Genomic DNA, 15,459 nt, shown 5'->3' with positions numbered 1-15,459 from the left:
ACCTCACTCAACGGGCGCCATTAGGGGCGGGAATGCCGGCCTGACCGCCGATAACGGCGACGACCTCGACTCGGCGGGTATCGGGCAGTTCATTGATGCCGATCACGATGGCATCGGGCATATGCGGGCGCAGGAACGCAGCGAACGAACGGCGCAGCGGGCTGGCGACCACGATCACAGGGGTGCGGCCTTCGCCTGCGGCTTTGTCGGCGGCTTCGGAAATCGAAGTGATCACCGTGGCGGCCAAACCGTTGTCGACGACCAGACCGCCATCCAGATCACCCGCCTGACGAGCGCGGATCAGGATTTGTTCCAATTCAGGGTCCAGCGTGATCAGCGGCAAAGGCTGCGTGATCGACCCCAATTGCTGCAACAACAGCGGCGTCAACGAAGGGCGCAACGCCTCGGCCATTTCGATAGGCGGCAGGTTGCGGCCCGACAGTTCGGCCAAACCTTCCAGAATGCGGCGCAGGTCCGAAATCGGGATACGGCCTGCCAACAGGTGACGCAGAACCGCCGTCAGCGTGTGCAAAGGCACCAGTTTCGGCACGACCGAAGTCACAAGCGTAGGCGTTACTTTGGACAGGTTATCCAACAGCGCCTGAACATCATCAGGGCCAATCAGGTCCGCCGCGTTGGATGTCACAACTTGGCTTAGGTGCGTTGCGATCACGGATTCAGGTTCGACAACCACATAGTCGTCGGATTCCGCTTCGGTGACTTGTTGCGGCAGAATCCAGATCGCATCCATGCCGAATGATGGGTCTTTGACTTCGATGCCACGCAGTTTGCGGACCGACGCGCCACCGGGCAACGCCAGTTTGCGGTCAGGGTACACCTGATCTTCGCCCACGATGCGGTGGCCTATACGGATGCGATAGGAATTAGGCGGAAGGCTTAGGTCATCGCGGATACGCACGCCAGGCACAACGAAACCCATCGCTTTGGACAAATCTTTGCGGATGCCAGTGATACGCGACACCAGCGCGCCGTTTTCCCCGCCCGCCATCTGGATCAGGCCATAGCCGATCTGCAACGAAATCGGAGCGTTGTCGGTGACGTCTTCGGGAACGATGCCTTCGGATTCTTCGCTGTCTGCTGGGGCCGCACCACCACCGCCGCCACCTGCCTGAGGCCCAGCGCCCGGCATGACTTCGCCATCGACGGCATCTTCGCCGTCTTCGCGGGAAAAATACGCCATCGCGCCAGCACCAGCCGCAGCCAGCAGGAACAGAATGTTCGGCATCCCAGGCACCATGCCCAGCAACGCCATTACGCCCGCCACAGGCACCCACGCGCGGCGCAGGCTCATTTGTTTACCGATCAGTTCGGCCATGTCGTGGCTGGACGATACGCGGGTCACGATCACTGCGGTCGCAATCGACAACAGCAGCGACGGGATCTGCGCGACCAGACCGTCACCGATGGACAGCAGGATATAGGTTTGCGCAGCGTCCCCCGCCGACAGGCCATGCTGGATGGTGCCGATCAGGATACCGCCCAGCACGTTGATGACCAAAATCAGGATACCGGCAATCGCGTCGCCTTTGACAAATTTCGACGCACCGTCCATCGCACCGTAGAAATCTGCCTCGGCAGCGACGTCAGCCCGACGCACTTTGGCGTCTTCGGGTGTCAAAAGTCCGGCATTCAGGTCCGCATCAATCGCCATCTGTTTGCCCGGCATCGCGTCCAAAGTGAAACGCGCGGACACTTCGGACACGCGGCCCGCACCTTTGGTAATCACCACAAGGTTGATAATCACAAGGATCGCAAACACCAACAGACCGACCAAAAAATTACCCGCGATCACAAATTCGCCAAAGGCTTGGATCACTTTGCCCGCGGCCGCGCTGCCGGTGTGGCCTTCGCTTAGAACGATGCGGGTCGATGCAACGTTCAGCGCCAGACGCAGAACCGTCGCGATCAGCAAGATGCTGGGAAAGCTGGAAAAATCCAGTGGTCTATAGCTGTGTAGCGCGACCATCAGAACCAGGAGCGACAACACAATATTGGACACGAAAAACGTATCCAATAGCACCACAGGCAACGGCAAAACCATCATCGCCATAATCGCCAAAATGCCGATCGGCAATGTCATGTCGCCCAAACGGCCCAACATAGATGTACGCGCAACTGTCGCCATTATGATAAACCTTTGGATGTGTGCAGGATCTGGGATCGCATGTGGTGTCAGGTCCGATTGTCGGTTTCATTCGGACGTTGATCTGCAAAGGCCGTGCCAGTTTGTACGGTTGCGCGTGCTGAAAACTTGGCACGGGGTTTGCAGACATTGGGGCAATTCGAACCCGCCCTTTAGGAGCCGAACCCGTGACACTAAGACAGTACAAACGCCCTGCGCTGATCGGCCTTGCCGTTGCGCCTTTGTTGGCGGCCTGCATGGACACCAACATGACAGCCCAAGACGCCCTGCCCGAAGACCCCAGCGCCTATAGCGCCGAAATCGCGCAGCTGCGTGACGATCTGCAAACCTTGGAAACTGCGGGCACAACAATCGCAGAACCAACCCGCGTTACGGCCCCTGTCGTGGTCCATACCGCCGACGGCCAGCCGACCGCTGCCGCGCCAGATGCAACCGTTGCGATGCCATTCATGATCGAAGGTCTGGGCTTCGCCCAAATCGCCAATCAGCCCGGCGCGACGACGAACCAGAAACGTCTGATGGCCCTACGCGCCGCCCGTTTGGATGCGCTGCGTGACCTGACCGAACAGGTGCATGGCATCCACATCAACGCGTCAACCACCGTGGGTCAGGCCCGCGTCATCAGCGATACCCTGTCCGCATCGGTCGACGGCACCATTCGCGGCGCCCGCACCGTTTCGATCAACCCCAAAGGTGCTGACGGTTACGAAGTGAAACTCGCGTTGGACGCCGACACTGTCGCCTACATCGTTCGCGCCGCCCAGGGAGCCCTGTGATGCTGCGCCGGTTTCTGATCCTGATCACTTCGCTATTGGTGCTGGCCCAGACGGCCACGGCCCAAGACGCCATTCGCGTCGAAGCCGAAGGTTTCGGATTTGTCACCGGCAGCAACGATACAGAGTCCGCACGCCGTCGCGCGCTGATGGACGCGCTACTAAACGCATCCCTAGCAGGCGGAGCCGCGATCAAAGCGCACAACGTCGTCAACATGGGCCGCATAGAACGCGACCTGTTGATCGTGCGCCCGACGGGCCGCGTGATGCAGCACAATATCATTCATCAATCGCTGAACGGTCACGTCTGGACCGTGCGCATTCAGGCAATGGTGGGCAATGACGCGCTGACATCCTGTCAGGCCGCGAACAGGTTGCACATCATCACCTATCAGCCGCGCATATCGGTGTCGCCGAACGCTCCGTTCTGGACGGAACAGGTGGCCTATGACGTGGTTCAACAGCTGTATGCGGTGCTGGATCGCCACCGCGCGGTCGAAAGCCTGCGCATCACCGACCGCGCTATGCCTGTAGGCCTGTCCGATGCCCGCGCCGCCCGTGACTACACCGTTCTGACCCAAGGCGACGTGCGCCTTACCTCGGGCGATTTCGGCTTTGCCCCGGATATCCGTGTTGATGTCGTGGCCCAAGGCCGCCGCAATTTCGCACAACTGACCATGGCGCTGGCATTGGTTCATTCCGACGGCAACGTGACCCGCCACGATGTCATCCGCCAGACGCCAATCCCCGGCCCGAATGTTTTGGGCAACGCTGCGGCCATAACCCAGCGCACGCGCGGTCAGATGATCAATGACCTGTCCCAAGGTTTGGCGCAGGAATTTGATGATTTGCTCAGCATTCAATCCTGTTCGCCACTCACGTCTGTTCTGGCTGCCTCTGGCGATTATCTGTCGGTCGATGTCGGATCCCGTCAGGGCCTGACGCGCGGCGCCGTGGCATTCACGGCAGACCACGGCCACAGCGTCCAAATGTTGGAAATCGTGTCGATCGCGAACCGTACGGCCACTTTGCGCCCGATGGACCCAACCGTATCCGCATCACAACTGGTTGGCCGTCCAGTACGGTTTTTGGAAACAGGTCTGTAACGGATGCGGGCGCTATGGATCATCGCCCTGTTTGCGTCCCCTGCCCTAGCGCAGGCGGATTACAGTCGCGGCGTATCTGGCGTTCAGGCAGCAGAATTGGTTGCAGATGCCATGCGCGCAACGGGTATTCAAAACCCGCGCCCGAATGCGCCAATCCGCCCTTTTCCCGCGTGTAACGCAACGCCAACCGTTAGCCCGCTGAATGGCGGATGGGCGACGGCAGAAATTTCGTGCTCCAGCCCGCGCTGGACCCGCGCGATGCGTACAAATTTGCCCGCGCCGCAGTTTCAGCCGACCGAACGCCCAAACCGCGCGGTAGCGCCGGACGTGGACCAGATGATGGTCGTTGCGTTGAAACGTTCGATGCAAATCGGCGAAATGATCGGCCCTGCGGATGTGACTCTGGTACCCCGTTCCACACGGTCTGCAGCGGATATTTTTGTTGATCCACAATTGGTTATCGGTCGCCGCCTGAAATCAACGCTGGGTGCCGAACAAATTTTGCACCTGCGCCACCTAGAACCCGACTGGCTGGTCCAAAGCGGCACGCCTCTTGCACTACAAGTATCAGTTGGGGCGATTTCAGTCGTCGCCCCTGGTGAAGCACTAGAAAATGGAAGGTTGGGCGATGTTATCGAGCTTCGAAATCTATCGTCCGGGGAAATTGTGAACGGAATCGTAAATGGCGAGAACTCTGTCATTTTACGGCCTAACATTCCTTAAATACCTGCCGTTACTGGCCACGAATGGAGGTCTCAGATGGTTGACTCAATTAACTCGGGTGGCGCCCCGCAGTTAAAGCGCGCTGCAGACGACGCCGCGAGCGCGGCACGTCTAAAAGGTAATAAATCCGCCGGAACGGCTGTTCCAGCGTCGCCAGTTGCTGGCGCGCCGGCGGGTGACACTATGGAAATCAAATCAGCGATCGTTAGCGTTCCGCAGGAACTCAAGCAGCCGCCGATCGAATTGGCTTTGGTGACCAAGTTGCAGGAACAGATTGCGAATGGAGATTATCCGATCGATCTGGATGCGATCACGGATAGCCTGTTTGAAAGCTATCTCGAACTGAATTCTTGACTACACCGGAGAGCACGGCATGACTTTGCCTGGATTGATGACGCCGACGGTACTATACGCCGCCGCTGCCCTGCTCGGGGCTTTCGTGATTGCGTTCTACACCCTGCGTGTTCGCAAAGCACGGGCTGCCGTATGCAGCCAAACAGAAAACGTGGATCTGATCGCACAGATCGATGAACGCCTGTCGGGCGTCGCCAACCGGATCGAAGCACATCAAGCGGACCTGATCCACCGCGTACATGACGACATTCGCGGCCTGCAATCCGATATGGACTGGCTGGCCGGTGAACGCATGATCGAAGAAGCCATCGCAATGGCCCGCACAGGCCAAAGCGCATCCCATATCAGCACCGAACTGGGGCTAAGCGTAGAAGACGCAGAAACCATCGCACGGTTTCGCAAACATTAAGACACGATAAATCGACCATCTAAATGCGGCCCTGTCATTTGACAGGGTTTCGCATTTTGTGGGTTAGCGGATTACATTGCAGGCGGGTTGGGGAACGGTTGCAGTGTCACACCAGCTATCAAAGGCCATACGCGCTTCGGTCTGGGCTTTGATCTGATCGCGCGCCGATAGACCGCGAAACGTTTCATCACGCAGCGTTGCCGCCGCATCCAGCCCCGCCACAACCGACAATGATTGCCACACATAGGTCTGCACCAGATCAGGGCGCGGCAATAGATCCGATTGGATGATGGACTGCGCCAACATTGCTTTGGCATCGCCTTGGGCGATTTTAGGGGCCAATTCGGCCGACAAAACATCGGCCAATGCCGTGCGTTCGTCGCGCGAAATGGAATCCGCGACGCGGCCAATCAACACTTCGGCCTGCTGGACGCCCTGCAATTTCGCGCGCCAGGCCCAAACAAAGGCATCGCTGTAGTTTTGCGGCACGCCTTGGCCGGCGTAGAACATCAGGGCCAAGTTGAATTGGGCGCGCGCGTTTCCGTCATGGGCCAATTCACTATAGGCCGCAGCTGCGCCTGCTGGATCGCCAGCGGCATACATATCCATCGCCTCTTGCAAACTGGATGCTGGGGCGGGCGCGGCCAGACAGGCCACAACGGATGATATGACGAACAGACGTTTCATTATCGCCCCGCAACCATCGACAGGCGTAGATACAGCAGTTTGCGACGCGGCGCGCCGGGGAACCGCTGTTCGTAAACAACGATCTGCGGACGGGGCGTGCCAACGGTCACAAAATCGATCGAAATTGTGCGCGGCAGATACACGCCATACGCAGCCAAAGTTTCCACAGGCCCTGCCGCGAAACGGTCACGGAATTGGTTATCGATCCAGATCCGCGCCAAAGCTCGGCCCAAGATATCAGGCAAATATTTTTCAACATCTGCTTTGTCTTTTAGATGAGTTTCCCGACGCACCAACGCAAAATCAACCGGCGCGGGTTCGGGCTGGTTTGAAACCGACTGAGCGGTGTGTTGATTTTGTGACGTGCGGGCGGGCAACGTGTTGTTGAACGGCACTAATGCACGGCTGGTGGGATTATTCATTGGGTCGTGATCCAAAAAGGGTGAACCTGTTAGAAATCAAAACGGCAGAATGTCCCGCAATGTTAGTTCCGAAGGCATAGTTTTTGCTAAAAAAGCTATCCTTTTGATTTTCCACATTTCGGCTTTGGTACAGCAACAAAATCAGACTTCCGCCCGTAATTGAATATACAGGCTTTCAATTTCGGACCCATCATGGACAGCAACAAAATCATCAGCTTTGTCGGCTTTATCATGGTCATGGTGCCTTTTGGCATGGGGCTATCGGGCACGTTGTCCGGTGCGCCGGAAATTACCGCCGAAGAACCCGAGGTCGCCGTGTCCAACGAACCTGCACCGCCGGGCAAACCCGACTACATCGCCTATCCGCAGATGACCGTCAGCATCCCGCAATTCGATCGCAAGGTCGCTGTGGGCCTGTCGTTTATGGTCGATCAAGGCACCCCAGTCGCCGAAGGCCTGTGGGAATCCGTTGGCAACCGCGATGGCCGTCTGGATGCTGTTGTGACACAAGCCATCGAAGAAGCCGGCCTTCAGGCGCGTGACACCCAAGGATTGCGCCGTCTGATCCCGACCATGGTGCGCCATGCGGTCAACCTACAGGTCGGCACCGACGATGACCCCAGCCCCGTCCGCGAAGTGTTGATTACCTCTTACGCGATGCAATGATGGCATGAAACTTGCTCTGATACTGCAACCCAGTAAAGGAGCCTGCCATGAATACCCAACCACGCACCTTAACCCGCGCTGTCCCTGTTAAGCCTGCGCCGGCCCCTGCCCCGCATGCTGATACCGTCATGATCGAAATCACATCGTTTGACGATCACGGCCGTGCAACAACGCGGCACGCGTCTTTGTCAGATTATTTGAAAGACCCGAAATAACCCGGCCTAGTGCCGGGTTTTCCGCCACATCCAATATTTCACAACGAATCCTGGAACGCCGACAATCGGTACGATCATCGCGATCGTCATCGGTGTCGGCGTTATTGCACCAAATGGTGTGGCAATGTCGGGCATAAACCCGATCAAGAAAATCAAAGCCGCAGCAGACGGCAAAAACACCCGCAGAAACAGGCATAGACGGCAGGCGGTCATGACCGCCCACCAGGCACTGGGCGTGCCGATTCAATACGGCGATACGCGGGGCGGTTTTTATCGCCCAGACGCTGGCCACGTAGTTTGTCTTTTAGGATATCCTCGGCGGTGCGGACCGTGCGCTCTGCGGCTAGCAGAGCCTGCCTCAGCGTTGCTTTGTCGCCTTCGGTCATGGCGCAGCCTTGCATACGGTCGGCCATGTAACGCAGGCGATTGCTGAGTTCGATGACCAGTTCATTTTCGCCTTTTTTCGCGGCATCCAACACGTCGTGCCCCAAACCACCCATCAGGATGGCCAACATGGCCGGGCGTTCGACATGAGCGCGTTTCAGGTCCATATGGATCACTCCGGCGCCTTGGCCTGACCGCCGATTTCATCCCATGCGGACAGGATACCAGCGATATGCTCTGCGCCTTGTTCCAGCTGCGCCTCGGGGTTCTTTGCGAATGCCTCGGCGACCTGTAGACGGCAGAATTCGTAGACGCGGAACAGGTTGGTGGCGATCTCTCCGCCTTTGTCGAAATCCAGACTGCTTTGCAGAATGTAGATCGCTGTAAACGCGCGGTTGACGTGCTGCGATGGATAGGCCCCGCCGTTGGCTTTGGACGCCGCCATAACCCGCAGGGATTTTTCCAGTTCGCGTAGTGTCACGCCAATGATTTCGTGCGGATCGGTAGGTTCGACCGGTTTGATCGTTTCGGCCTTTCGATAGGACGATCTGGCGTTTGCAAATGTCATCTCGACACCTCTCCTGACATGGGTCCGCGTTTCCTCGTGGTTAAATTAAAGAACGTCAGATCCAGAAAAATGTTAGTCTGGAACGCCAACGAAAAACGGCGCCCCTAGGACGCCGTTTGCAAATGTCATGCCGCTTCGACCGCATCGGACATTAAAGAGTTGGTCGAAAGCACCATTCCGACCTCGCCCCCTGCCAAAAGCGCGATACCGGTCAGGTTCCGCATCTGCCGCAGCACCCCGCGCAATGGCCGCAACAGCACCAGCTGCTGCCCCAGCAGTTCATCGACAGGCACAGCCAGTGTTTTATCACCGACACCCAATACAACGAACACACGGCGGTTTCCGTTGGCATCAGCGTCCCGCAGGCTTGTCGCTTTGCGGTCGTCCATACAATGCACGCTGATCATTGTGCCGTCTTCCATACGCAGGACCATACGGCCATTCGCGGCTGAAATCGGACGCAGAGCGGTTTCGCGCGGTTGAACAATCGACTGGATCGTATCCACAGGGATCACATAACGGATACCACCGATGCCTACGACCATGCCCTCTAGAACGACCATCGCCAGAGGCATCGAAATATGGAACCGCATGCCTTTTTGGCCGGGTAGTTCGATCAGGCGCAAATCGCTGGATGTCGATTTCAAATGTAGATCCAGCTGAGAGCGAAGGCCCGCTTCGTCCATTGCCTGACCGTCGTCTTCGATCGTCACCAGAACGCGTTCATCATCGCGGTGGAACGACATATGAATGTTCTGCGGCGCCTTTTCACCGCTTAGACGTTCGGTCAGCAACACGCGCAGCATTTTGCGCAAATGTTCCATCAACGTGACGTCGATCGACATTTGGCCGCCCGCGCTGGTCATTTTCGCCTCTGTCTTGTTTTTACGCGACAGGGTGCCGACCAAAGCCTCTAGCGGGCGGATCAGCATGTCCAGCGGACGCGAACGGATCGCAACGGTCTGTTCTTGCAAATGCGCCATCTGGCTGACCAGCTGCGCTTCGACCTGTGCGGCCTCTTGCAGACGGGACGTGAATTCCGACACCACCTTGCGGATGGTCGAACTGCTGCCTTCCAGATCTTTGTCCGCCATACGCAAGGCGGCATCGACGCTTTCTGCCAGACCGGTTTCCGCCAGATCGGACAACATATGATTTACCATCGCTTGGCTGGCGGCGACTTCGGAAATGCTTTCCAACATTTCAGAGGTCAAACCAGGGCCCTGACTGATGGGCTGATCAACGTCGCCCGCCAACGCACCTGCGTCTTCGGATTCTTCGGCTGAATGATCTTCCAGAACTTCGTCGATGCTCAGCAGTTTGCCGGACGGGTCCATTTCCGTCAGCGCCGACAGAACTTCGGTTTCGTCCAAAGGCGATGCGATCAAGAAATCGAACAGCGTTTCTTCGTCACGGAAAACGGTAACGTTCGTGATCGAATGAATGGTCGGAGCGCTGATCCATTCCAGGAATTTTTCCGCCAGTTCAACATCGCTGTTGATGTCGGTGCGGATGATCACGAAATGGTGGTTCGCTTCGATCGACGCAGACGCCGCTCGCACGCTTTCTGGCGATAGAACGCGGTGGAAACGATCCGGCAGGCGCAGACGGCGTTCAATGGCCGTGGCGGTCATGGTGCCTTCTTGGGCGAATGCCGCGTTCGACGCCTGTTCAAACAGGATATCCAGATTTTCGGTGTCCGGAATTTCGCCCTGTTCCAACGCGTCGAATACCAATTCGATCGTGTCGGTGAACCCGCGCGCGATGTGCATCAGAATGCTGTCTGGCGCCGAATGCGATGTTTGAACACGGCCAAACAAATCGATCAGGGACATAGCCAGCTGACCAGCTGTATCCAGTTTATGATAGATACAAGCGTGGAAAATCAGACGCATGTTGCGCGAAAATGCGCTGTAATGTTTATCGACTTCGCCGCCTTTTTTCAGGCCAATCAATGCACCGTCGACCGCTGCCAGCGTGTCAAAGGCATGTTCGGCACACCATGCACGCAGCAATTCGGACGGGCTGATCGAAGATGCGGCTGCTTCGTCTTTCAACACGCCTTCGACGGCGGCCAATTCTTCGTACAGGTACAGTTCGGCAGCGCGATATTCTTTGGTATTCGACGCTTCTTCGATGCGTTTGGTTGCATCGCCGACACGGATCAGGCCGCGGCCATCGCTGACCTCGCGGATATGCCCAGCGGCCGTGGCCACGCGTTCTGGATTTGGCTCTTCGCCAACGCTCCAGTTCGTGCCAATGTCGGACAATACGGCCAAAGCCTCCTTGATCGCGTCAAAGAATGTCGCGTCAGAGGTGTTTTCGCTGATCACTTCGTCTGTCAAATCCAGACGGGTCAATTCTTCTAGGCGCAGAACCAAAGCCGCCAACAATTCGACACCGGTATCGGCATCGGATTCGGGGTGTTCCATAAACGCAGCCAGCGTTTCGGCCCATTCTGTCAGACCCATCTGTCCGGCTGCGTGATGCAGGTTATCTGCCTCGCGTTTCGCAGCCGTATAGGTCGCCGATGCGTCACCGGCATAATCGGTCATATACTGGCGGAATTTCGCAATGGCGCCTTCGGACATACCGCTGAAAATATCGCGGTAGCTTGGGTCGTCGATCAGACGTTTCGATGCAGCCTGAACCGGCATGTCGGCATCGCCAGATGCGTCAGCGGTGACCTCTTCTGGGGCCGCTTCTGGCTCGGATGGCTCTTCTTGCGCGGCGGCTTCGGGCGCGGCGGCCTCTTCGGCCGCCGGCTCTGTCGGTTCTTCCGGCTCTGCCTCTGCTACAGGGTCTTCGGCAGGTTCGGGGTCTGCTTCGGGTTCAGGTTCAGGTTCAGGTTCGGTAACAGGTTCTGCTGCGTCCTCTACCTCGGCTGGGGCCGCATCACCGCCAGCCGCCGCTGCAGGGTCTTCTCCTTTGCAGCGCGCGATTTTATCGCGCAACTGGTCCATCAGCTCTTCGGAACTACTGCCATCAACGTCTGCGCGGTTTGCGGACGTCTGTTCCAACATTTCGCGCAAAACATCGCCCGCATATAGCAGGATATCGATGATTTCTTCGTCCAGCGGAACGCCATCGTCGCGGACCAGACCGATCAAATCTTCGGACAGGTGTGCGCGGCTTTCGACGGTCGCCAGACCCAGAACGCGGCTGTTGCCCTTGAAGGTGTGCACAGCTCGGAATAGGGCACTGACGTGTTCGCCAGCAGATGCTTCATCCCCTTCTTGTAGGGCAAGCAGAGCGTTTTCCATCTGGTCGAGCGATTGCGCACCGTCGTCCAGATAGAGAGCCCAAATTTCGTCCATTTCGTCAGACATAGCTATCTCACTTCAAGGTTGTAGTTGGCAGCAAAGAAAGAGCAATAAGCGTGCCTAAATCACGCGTTGGCGAATTGTTCGCGCATCACGCGCGCCAGTTCATCGCCTGCTTTTTCTTCTAGGTCGTGCGAAACGGTGCCCGATGGTTTTGCAACAACGCCATCCGCACCCAGTTCGCGGGCTTTGGCAGCGTGGGCCGAACCCGATACAGCAACCGACGACAGCATGACGATTTTTGCGCGGGTTTTCAGTTTCGCGTGACGCAGGAATTCCAGACCGTCCATCACCGGCATCTCGATATCCAGCAGGATCAGGTCGATGTTCGGAACTTCGGACAGTTTATCCAGCGCCTCTTGGCCGTTGGATGCCTGTGCTGCGACTTTGAAGTCAGGTAGGGTCTTGATAAAGCTGGCGATATACAAGCGCATCATCGCAGCATCATCGACGATCATTACGTTGTGTGTCATTTCGTTTTCTCCTGTAGAAAAGGTTGGGTCGATAACGTCGTCACCGACCCAAATACTCGATTAAAAGTTGCCAAATCCGCGTTCGTCACGATCGCTGTTGCGGTTCATCGTGCCGGTGCGTGCAGGCGCCATCGGTGCCATGTTGGCGTTACCTTGGGCCGCCAGCATCTGCTGGATCTGCGCCATCATTTCAGGCGATACGCCGTCTAGGCCCGGCATCGAAGGCATGGCAGAAACCGTGCTGCGCAGGTTAAAGCGGCCTACTTCGCTACGCATGCTTTCGGTCGCGGACTGCATCTGCGCGGCGGATGCGGCCAGTTCGTCAGCTTGCTGGCTGGTTGCCAAAGCCGATTTCGCGATTTCCGAAACAGCCACGTTGATCTGTGCCACACCGCGGGACTGTTCATCCGAAGCCGTTGCGATATCGCCGACCAGAGTGCGGACCTTTTCGATGTCTTCGACGATCGATGTGAACGCGCTGGATGTTTCGTCTGCGATGCGTACACCATCCTGAACGCGGGTCGATGCGCTTTCGATCAGTTCGCTGGTTTCGCGTGCCGCTTTGGCGGAACGTCCTGCCAGGTTGCGAACCTCTTGGGCAACGACTGCGAAACCGCGACCGTGTTGGCCTGCACGTGCTGCCTCGACAGCGGCGTTTAGTGCCAGCAGGTTGGTCTGGAATGCGATTTCGTCGATGACCTTGATGATCTTGGCGATATCTTGGCTAGATGCGCGAATGCCGTCCATTGCGGTGACCATTTCGCCGATCTTGATCTTACCGTCAGCGGCAACAGTCGATGCGCCGACAACCAGATCACGGGCCGAAGATGCCGCAGTTGCGTTCGATTTCACCTGCGATTCAGTTTCTTCGGTCGAGGACGATACTTCATCCACCGAAGACGACTGGATCTGGCTGTTGGTTGCCAATGCCTGCGACGACTGCGACATTTGTTCGACAGTGGTCGTGATCTGTTTGACCTGGCTGGTGATGGTGCCGAATGCTGCGTTCAGGCTGGTAAATGCTGCCTCGAATGCGCGCATGATCGAACCGTACGAACCGCGGAATTCTGCAGTGTTCACGGTGGTGTCCAGTTTGCCCTGAACGATGCCGTTCGACAGACGTTCGATTTCTGCGATCACTTCGTTAAAGTTGGTGCTGATCGACATCATCGTATTGATCACGTCACGGAACGAACCGCTAAAGTCGGCTGGGTTCACATCGATGTCAAAGTTACCGTCAACAAGGCTTTGTGCGATGCCTTCGACCGACGAAACAACGTTTTTAAAGTTGCCGCGAACCTGTTCCATCGCGTTGTTGATGAACGCTTTTTGACGTGGGAACTGTTCCAGCTCGGCATCAAAGTTACCGTTCGCCAGCTCCAGAACAAAGGCGATCGCCTTTTTCTTGGTGTCGATGTGCTGGTTCACCATGTCATTCACGCGGCGACCCACATCTTCGAATGTGCCGGTCAGTTTTTCGGTATCAACCACAACGTCGATGTCGCCCAGATCATGCGATTTGGCCATGTTGCGGATTTCGCCCAGTAGCGCATCAACGTTTTTCGCGTTGTCCTGCAGAACCGCCTTAACACCGTCCATTGCATCGTTGATGAACGCTTTCTTGCGTGGGAAACGTTCCAGTTCAGCGTCAAAGTTGCCTTTGCCCAGTTCAACCGCGAAACCAATCGCTTTTTTCTTGGTTTCAATGTGCTGGTTGACCATGTCGTTCACGCGGCCACCCACATCGGCCAGGGTGCCCGACAATTTGCTGGTGTCTACGATGTGGTCGATATCGCCCAGATCGTGCGCTTCGGCCATCTGACGGATTTCCGCCAACAGGGTGTCAACGTTATGCGCGTTATCACGCAAAATAGTGCGCATGCCTTCCATCGCGTCATTGATGAACGCTTTCTTACGAGGGAAGGTTTCCAGTTCAGCGTCATAGTTGCCTTTGCCCAGCTCAACCGCGAAACCGATCGCTTTTTTCTTGGTTTCGATGTGCTGGTTGACCATGTAATTCACGGCATTCAGCGCCTTGGCGAATTCGCCGGTAAAGGCGGAATCGTCGCAAACAACGTCGATGTCACCTTCGTCATGGGCGTTCGACATTTTTTCGATTTCTTCGACCATACGCAGCGCTTCGGAGGTTGCGTTTTTCGAATCCGTCTGGTCGCTCCATTCCACGATCACAGCCTGCAGGTCGCCGTTTTCGTCGAAACGAGGCACCGCGATGAAATCAAAGTGGTGACCGCCAACCGACAGCGACCCGTCGTAACGGCCGTCCAAACCGGCAGCCATGCTACGCTGGTGCGATGGGTCTTTGTGGAAATCATCGATGCAGGTGCCGACGATTTTGCTTGCGCGGAAATTCGGCAGATCGTTGCGAATATCGCCTTCCATTTTTTTGAACATGTCGATCGCTGCTTCGTTTGCATAGCGAACGACAAAGTCTTTGTCGGCGATCGTGACGGGCGTGCCCATCATGTCCAGCATTTGAGCGGAGTCCAGGCCACCGATCACTGCCTGGGCGTCTTTGTTCATCGTAGTCGTAACCATTTCATTGGTCCTTTCAGGAGTGTTGGCGCTTGCCTCAGGAGTGTCCGCCTTTGCGGTCTTGTTGTTCTTTTTTGCATTCATGGGTTCAGCCTCACAGCAGGTCTGGCGGCAGGGTCACGTCGCTGTCAGACACCAGAACACCGGTATCCAGCAGGATCGAAACGCGGTCGCCAACTTTGCCGATGCCGGAAATGACGGATTTGCCGCCTTTGCCGAATTGGCCGTGTGCATCCACCTGCGTTGGTGGAATTTCCAGAACTTCGGACACGCCATCCACGATCAGACCGATCAGGGCGTCGTCCACATCCATAACGATAACAACCGTGCGGTCGTCATAAGGGCGTTCCGACATGCCAAAGCGCAGGCGCGCATCCATCAGGGGGATCACTTTACCACGCAGGTTGATCACGCCTTTGATGTAGTGGGGCATATCAGGCACGGACATAATCCGTTGCATGCCAACAATTTCGGTCACAACGCCGATGCCTACGCCGTATTCTTCGTCGGCTAGGGCAAACGTAAGGTACATATCATCGACGTTATCGGCGTCGTTGAATGCGGCCTCACCACGGGCGGCTGCCGCGGTCATGGCGTCTTCGGTTACTTCTGCAGCTTGGTTCATGGTGAAGTCCTCGC

At 56.9% G+C, this 15,459-nt stretch carries 16 protein-coding genes; 7 read left to right on the top strand and 9 right to left on the bottom strand.

The features are described from left to right. Positions 1-7 precede the first annotated feature (7 nt). The gene (gene flhA / locus ACXAGA_RS08865; RefSeq protein WP_475117120.1) at positions 8-2,146 is read right to left on the bottom strand and encodes a flagellar biosynthesis protein FlhA; all 2,139 of its coding nucleotides are present in this window, start codon (positions 2,144-2,146) and stop codon (positions 8-10) included. A gap of 185 nt (positions 2,147-2,331) precedes the next feature. Between flhA and ACXAGA_RS08860 the strand changes: the two genes are divergently transcribed. From ACXAGA_RS08860 to ACXAGA_RS08840, 5 genes are read left to right on the top strand one after another with little or no spacing between them, the layout of a single operon-like run. Continuing rightward, positions 2,332-2,940 carry an LPP20 family lipoprotein gene (locus ACXAGA_RS08860; protein ID WP_475117119.1) on the top strand — a complete coding sequence of 203 codons (609 nt, stop codon included), beginning with the start codon at positions 2,332-2,334 and terminating at the stop codon, positions 2,938-2,940. Beyond that, positions 2,940-4,043, top strand: coding sequence for a flagellar assembly protein T N-terminal domain-containing protein (locus ACXAGA_RS08855; RefSeq protein WP_475117118.1), 1,104 nt, complete (start codon positions 2,940-2,942; stop codon positions 4,041-4,043). The genes ACXAGA_RS08860 and ACXAGA_RS08855 overlap by 1 nt, the downstream gene beginning before the upstream one ends. A 3-nt stretch (positions 4,044-4,046) precedes the next feature. Continuing rightward, positions 4,047-4,766, top strand: coding sequence for a flagellar basal body P-ring formation chaperone FlgA (gene flgA, locus ACXAGA_RS08850; protein ID WP_475117117.1), 720 nt, complete (start codon positions 4,047-4,049; stop codon positions 4,764-4,766). Positions 4,767-4,802: 36 nt separating this feature from the next. Next, on the top strand, positions 4,803-5,120 hold the full coding sequence (locus ACXAGA_RS08845; RefSeq protein WP_086449856.1) for a flagellar biosynthesis anti-sigma factor FlgM: 318 nt from the start codon (positions 4,803-4,805) through the stop codon (positions 5,118-5,120). Positions 5,121-5,139: 19 nt separating this feature from the next. Next, positions 5,140-5,529, top strand: a complete 390-nt coding sequence (locus ACXAGA_RS08840; protein ID WP_475117116.1) for a hypothetical protein — start codon at positions 5,140-5,142, stop codon at positions 5,527-5,529. A 63-nt stretch (positions 5,530-5,592) separates the two neighbouring features. Here ACXAGA_RS08840 and ACXAGA_RS08835 read toward each other — a convergent pair whose 3' ends face one another. Both ACXAGA_RS08835 and ACXAGA_RS08830 read right to left on the bottom strand, forming a co-directional pair. Then, the gene (locus ACXAGA_RS08835) at positions 5,593-6,216 is read right to left on the bottom strand and encodes a hypothetical protein (protein WP_475117115.1); all 624 of its coding nucleotides are present in this window, start codon (positions 6,214-6,216) and stop codon (positions 5,593-5,595) included. Then, entirely contained in the window at positions 6,216-6,638 is a 423-nt protein-coding gene (locus tag ACXAGA_RS08830; RefSeq protein WP_475117114.1) for a hypothetical protein, read from the bottom strand. The genes ACXAGA_RS08835 and ACXAGA_RS08830 overlap by 1 nt, the downstream gene beginning before the upstream one ends. 192 nt (positions 6,639-6,830) lie before the next feature. Between ACXAGA_RS08830 and ACXAGA_RS08825 the strand changes: the two genes are divergently transcribed. Both ACXAGA_RS08825 and ACXAGA_RS08820 read left to right on the top strand, forming a co-directional pair. Then, entirely contained in the window at positions 6,831-7,304 is a 474-nt protein-coding gene (locus tag ACXAGA_RS08825) for a hypothetical protein (protein WP_475117113.1), read from the top strand. A gap of 47 nt (positions 7,305-7,351) precedes the next feature. After that, entirely contained in the window at positions 7,352-7,519 is a 168-nt protein-coding gene (locus ACXAGA_RS08820) for a hypothetical protein (RefSeq protein ID WP_475117112.1), read from the top strand. A 209-nt stretch (positions 7,520-7,728) separates the two neighbouring features. On the opposite strand, the gene ACXAGA_RS08815 is transcribed toward ACXAGA_RS08820, so the two are convergent. The 6 genes from ACXAGA_RS08815 to ACXAGA_RS08790 form a co-directional block, all read right to left on the bottom strand. Then, positions 7,729-8,070 (bottom strand): hypothetical protein, encoded by a 342-nt coding sequence (locus ACXAGA_RS08815; RefSeq protein ID WP_475117111.1) that lies wholly within the window; start codon positions 8,068-8,070, stop codon positions 7,729-7,731. A gap of 5 nt (positions 8,071-8,075) precedes the next feature. Continuing rightward, positions 8,076-8,471, bottom strand: coding sequence for a flagellar export chaperone FliS (locus tag ACXAGA_RS08810; RefSeq protein WP_475117110.1), 396 nt, complete (start codon positions 8,469-8,471; stop codon positions 8,076-8,078). A gap of 125 nt (positions 8,472-8,596) precedes the next feature. After that, complete coding sequence (locus ACXAGA_RS08805) at positions 8,597-11,800, bottom strand: Hpt domain-containing protein (protein ID WP_475117109.1); 3,204 nt, start codon at positions 11,798-11,800, stop codon at positions 8,597-8,599. A gap of 59 nt (positions 11,801-11,859) precedes the next feature. Further along, on the bottom strand, positions 11,860-12,267 hold the full coding sequence (locus ACXAGA_RS08800; protein WP_086449847.1) for a response regulator: 408 nt from the start codon (positions 12,265-12,267) through the stop codon (positions 11,860-11,862). Between the two features lie 60 nt (positions 12,268-12,327). Next, positions 12,328-14,823 (bottom strand): methyl-accepting chemotaxis protein, encoded by a 2,496-nt coding sequence (locus tag ACXAGA_RS08795; protein ID WP_475117108.1) that lies wholly within the window; start codon positions 14,821-14,823, stop codon positions 12,328-12,330. A 91-nt stretch (positions 14,824-14,914) separates the two neighbouring features. Continuing rightward, positions 14,915-15,445 carry a chemotaxis protein CheW gene (locus ACXAGA_RS08790; protein ID WP_475117107.1) on the bottom strand — a complete coding sequence of 177 codons (531 nt, stop codon included), beginning with the start codon at positions 15,443-15,445 and terminating at the stop codon, positions 14,915-14,917. Positions 15,446-15,459 lie beyond the last annotated feature (14 nt).

This window comes from Marivivens sp. ABH4_498 (assembly GCF_056160585.1).
This window is presented reverse-complemented; position numbering and strand designations above follow the sequence as displayed.

Coding starts and splice junctions, on each gene's coding strand:
- ACXAGA_RS08795 (WP_475117108.1), bottom strand. CDS start 14,823: ATGGTTACGACTACGATGAACAAAGACGCCCAGGCAGTGATCGGTGGC.
- ACXAGA_RS08820 (WP_475117112.1), top strand. CDS start 7,352: ATGAATACCCAACCACGCACCTTAACCCGCGCTGTCCCTGTTAAGCCT.
- flhA (WP_475117120.1), bottom strand. CDS start 2,146: ATGGCGACAGTTGCGCGTACATCTATGTTGGGCCGTTTGGGCGACATG.
- ACXAGA_RS08790 (WP_475117107.1), bottom strand. CDS start 15,445: ATGAACCAAGCTGCAGAAGTAACCGAAGACGCCATGACCGCGGCAGCC.
- ACXAGA_RS08805 (WP_475117109.1), bottom strand. CDS start 11,800: ATGTCTGACGAAATGGACGAAATTTGGGCTCTCTATCTGGACGACGGT.
- flgA (WP_475117117.1), top strand. CDS start 4,047: ATGCGGGCGCTATGGATCATCGCCCTGTTTGCGTCCCCTGCCCTAGCG.
- ACXAGA_RS08800 (WP_086449847.1), bottom strand. CDS start 12,267: ATGACACACAACGTAATGATCGTCGATGATGCTGCGATGATGCGCTTG.
- ACXAGA_RS08825 (WP_475117113.1), top strand. CDS start 6,831: ATGGACAGCAACAAAATCATCAGCTTTGTCGGCTTTATCATGGTCATG.
- ACXAGA_RS08845 (WP_086449856.1), top strand. CDS start 4,803: ATGGTTGACTCAATTAACTCGGGTGGCGCCCCGCAGTTAAAGCGCGCT.
- ACXAGA_RS08830 (WP_475117114.1), bottom strand. CDS start 6,638: ATGAATAATCCCACCAGCCGTGCATTAGTGCCGTTCAACAACACGTTG.
- ACXAGA_RS08815 (WP_475117111.1), bottom strand. CDS start 8,070: ATGGACCTGAAACGCGCTCATGTCGAACGCCCGGCCATGTTGGCCATC.
- ACXAGA_RS08835 (WP_475117115.1), bottom strand. CDS start 6,216: ATGAAACGTCTGTTCGTCATATCATCCGTTGTGGCCTGTCTGGCCGCG.
- ACXAGA_RS08810 (WP_475117110.1), bottom strand. CDS start 8,471: ATGACATTTGCAAACGCCAGATCGTCCTATCGAAAGGCCGAAACGATC.
- ACXAGA_RS08855 (WP_475117118.1), top strand. CDS start 2,940: ATGCTGCGCCGGTTTCTGATCCTGATCACTTCGCTATTGGTGCTGGCC.
- ACXAGA_RS08840 (WP_475117116.1), top strand. CDS start 5,140: ATGACTTTGCCTGGATTGATGACGCCGACGGTACTATACGCCGCCGCT.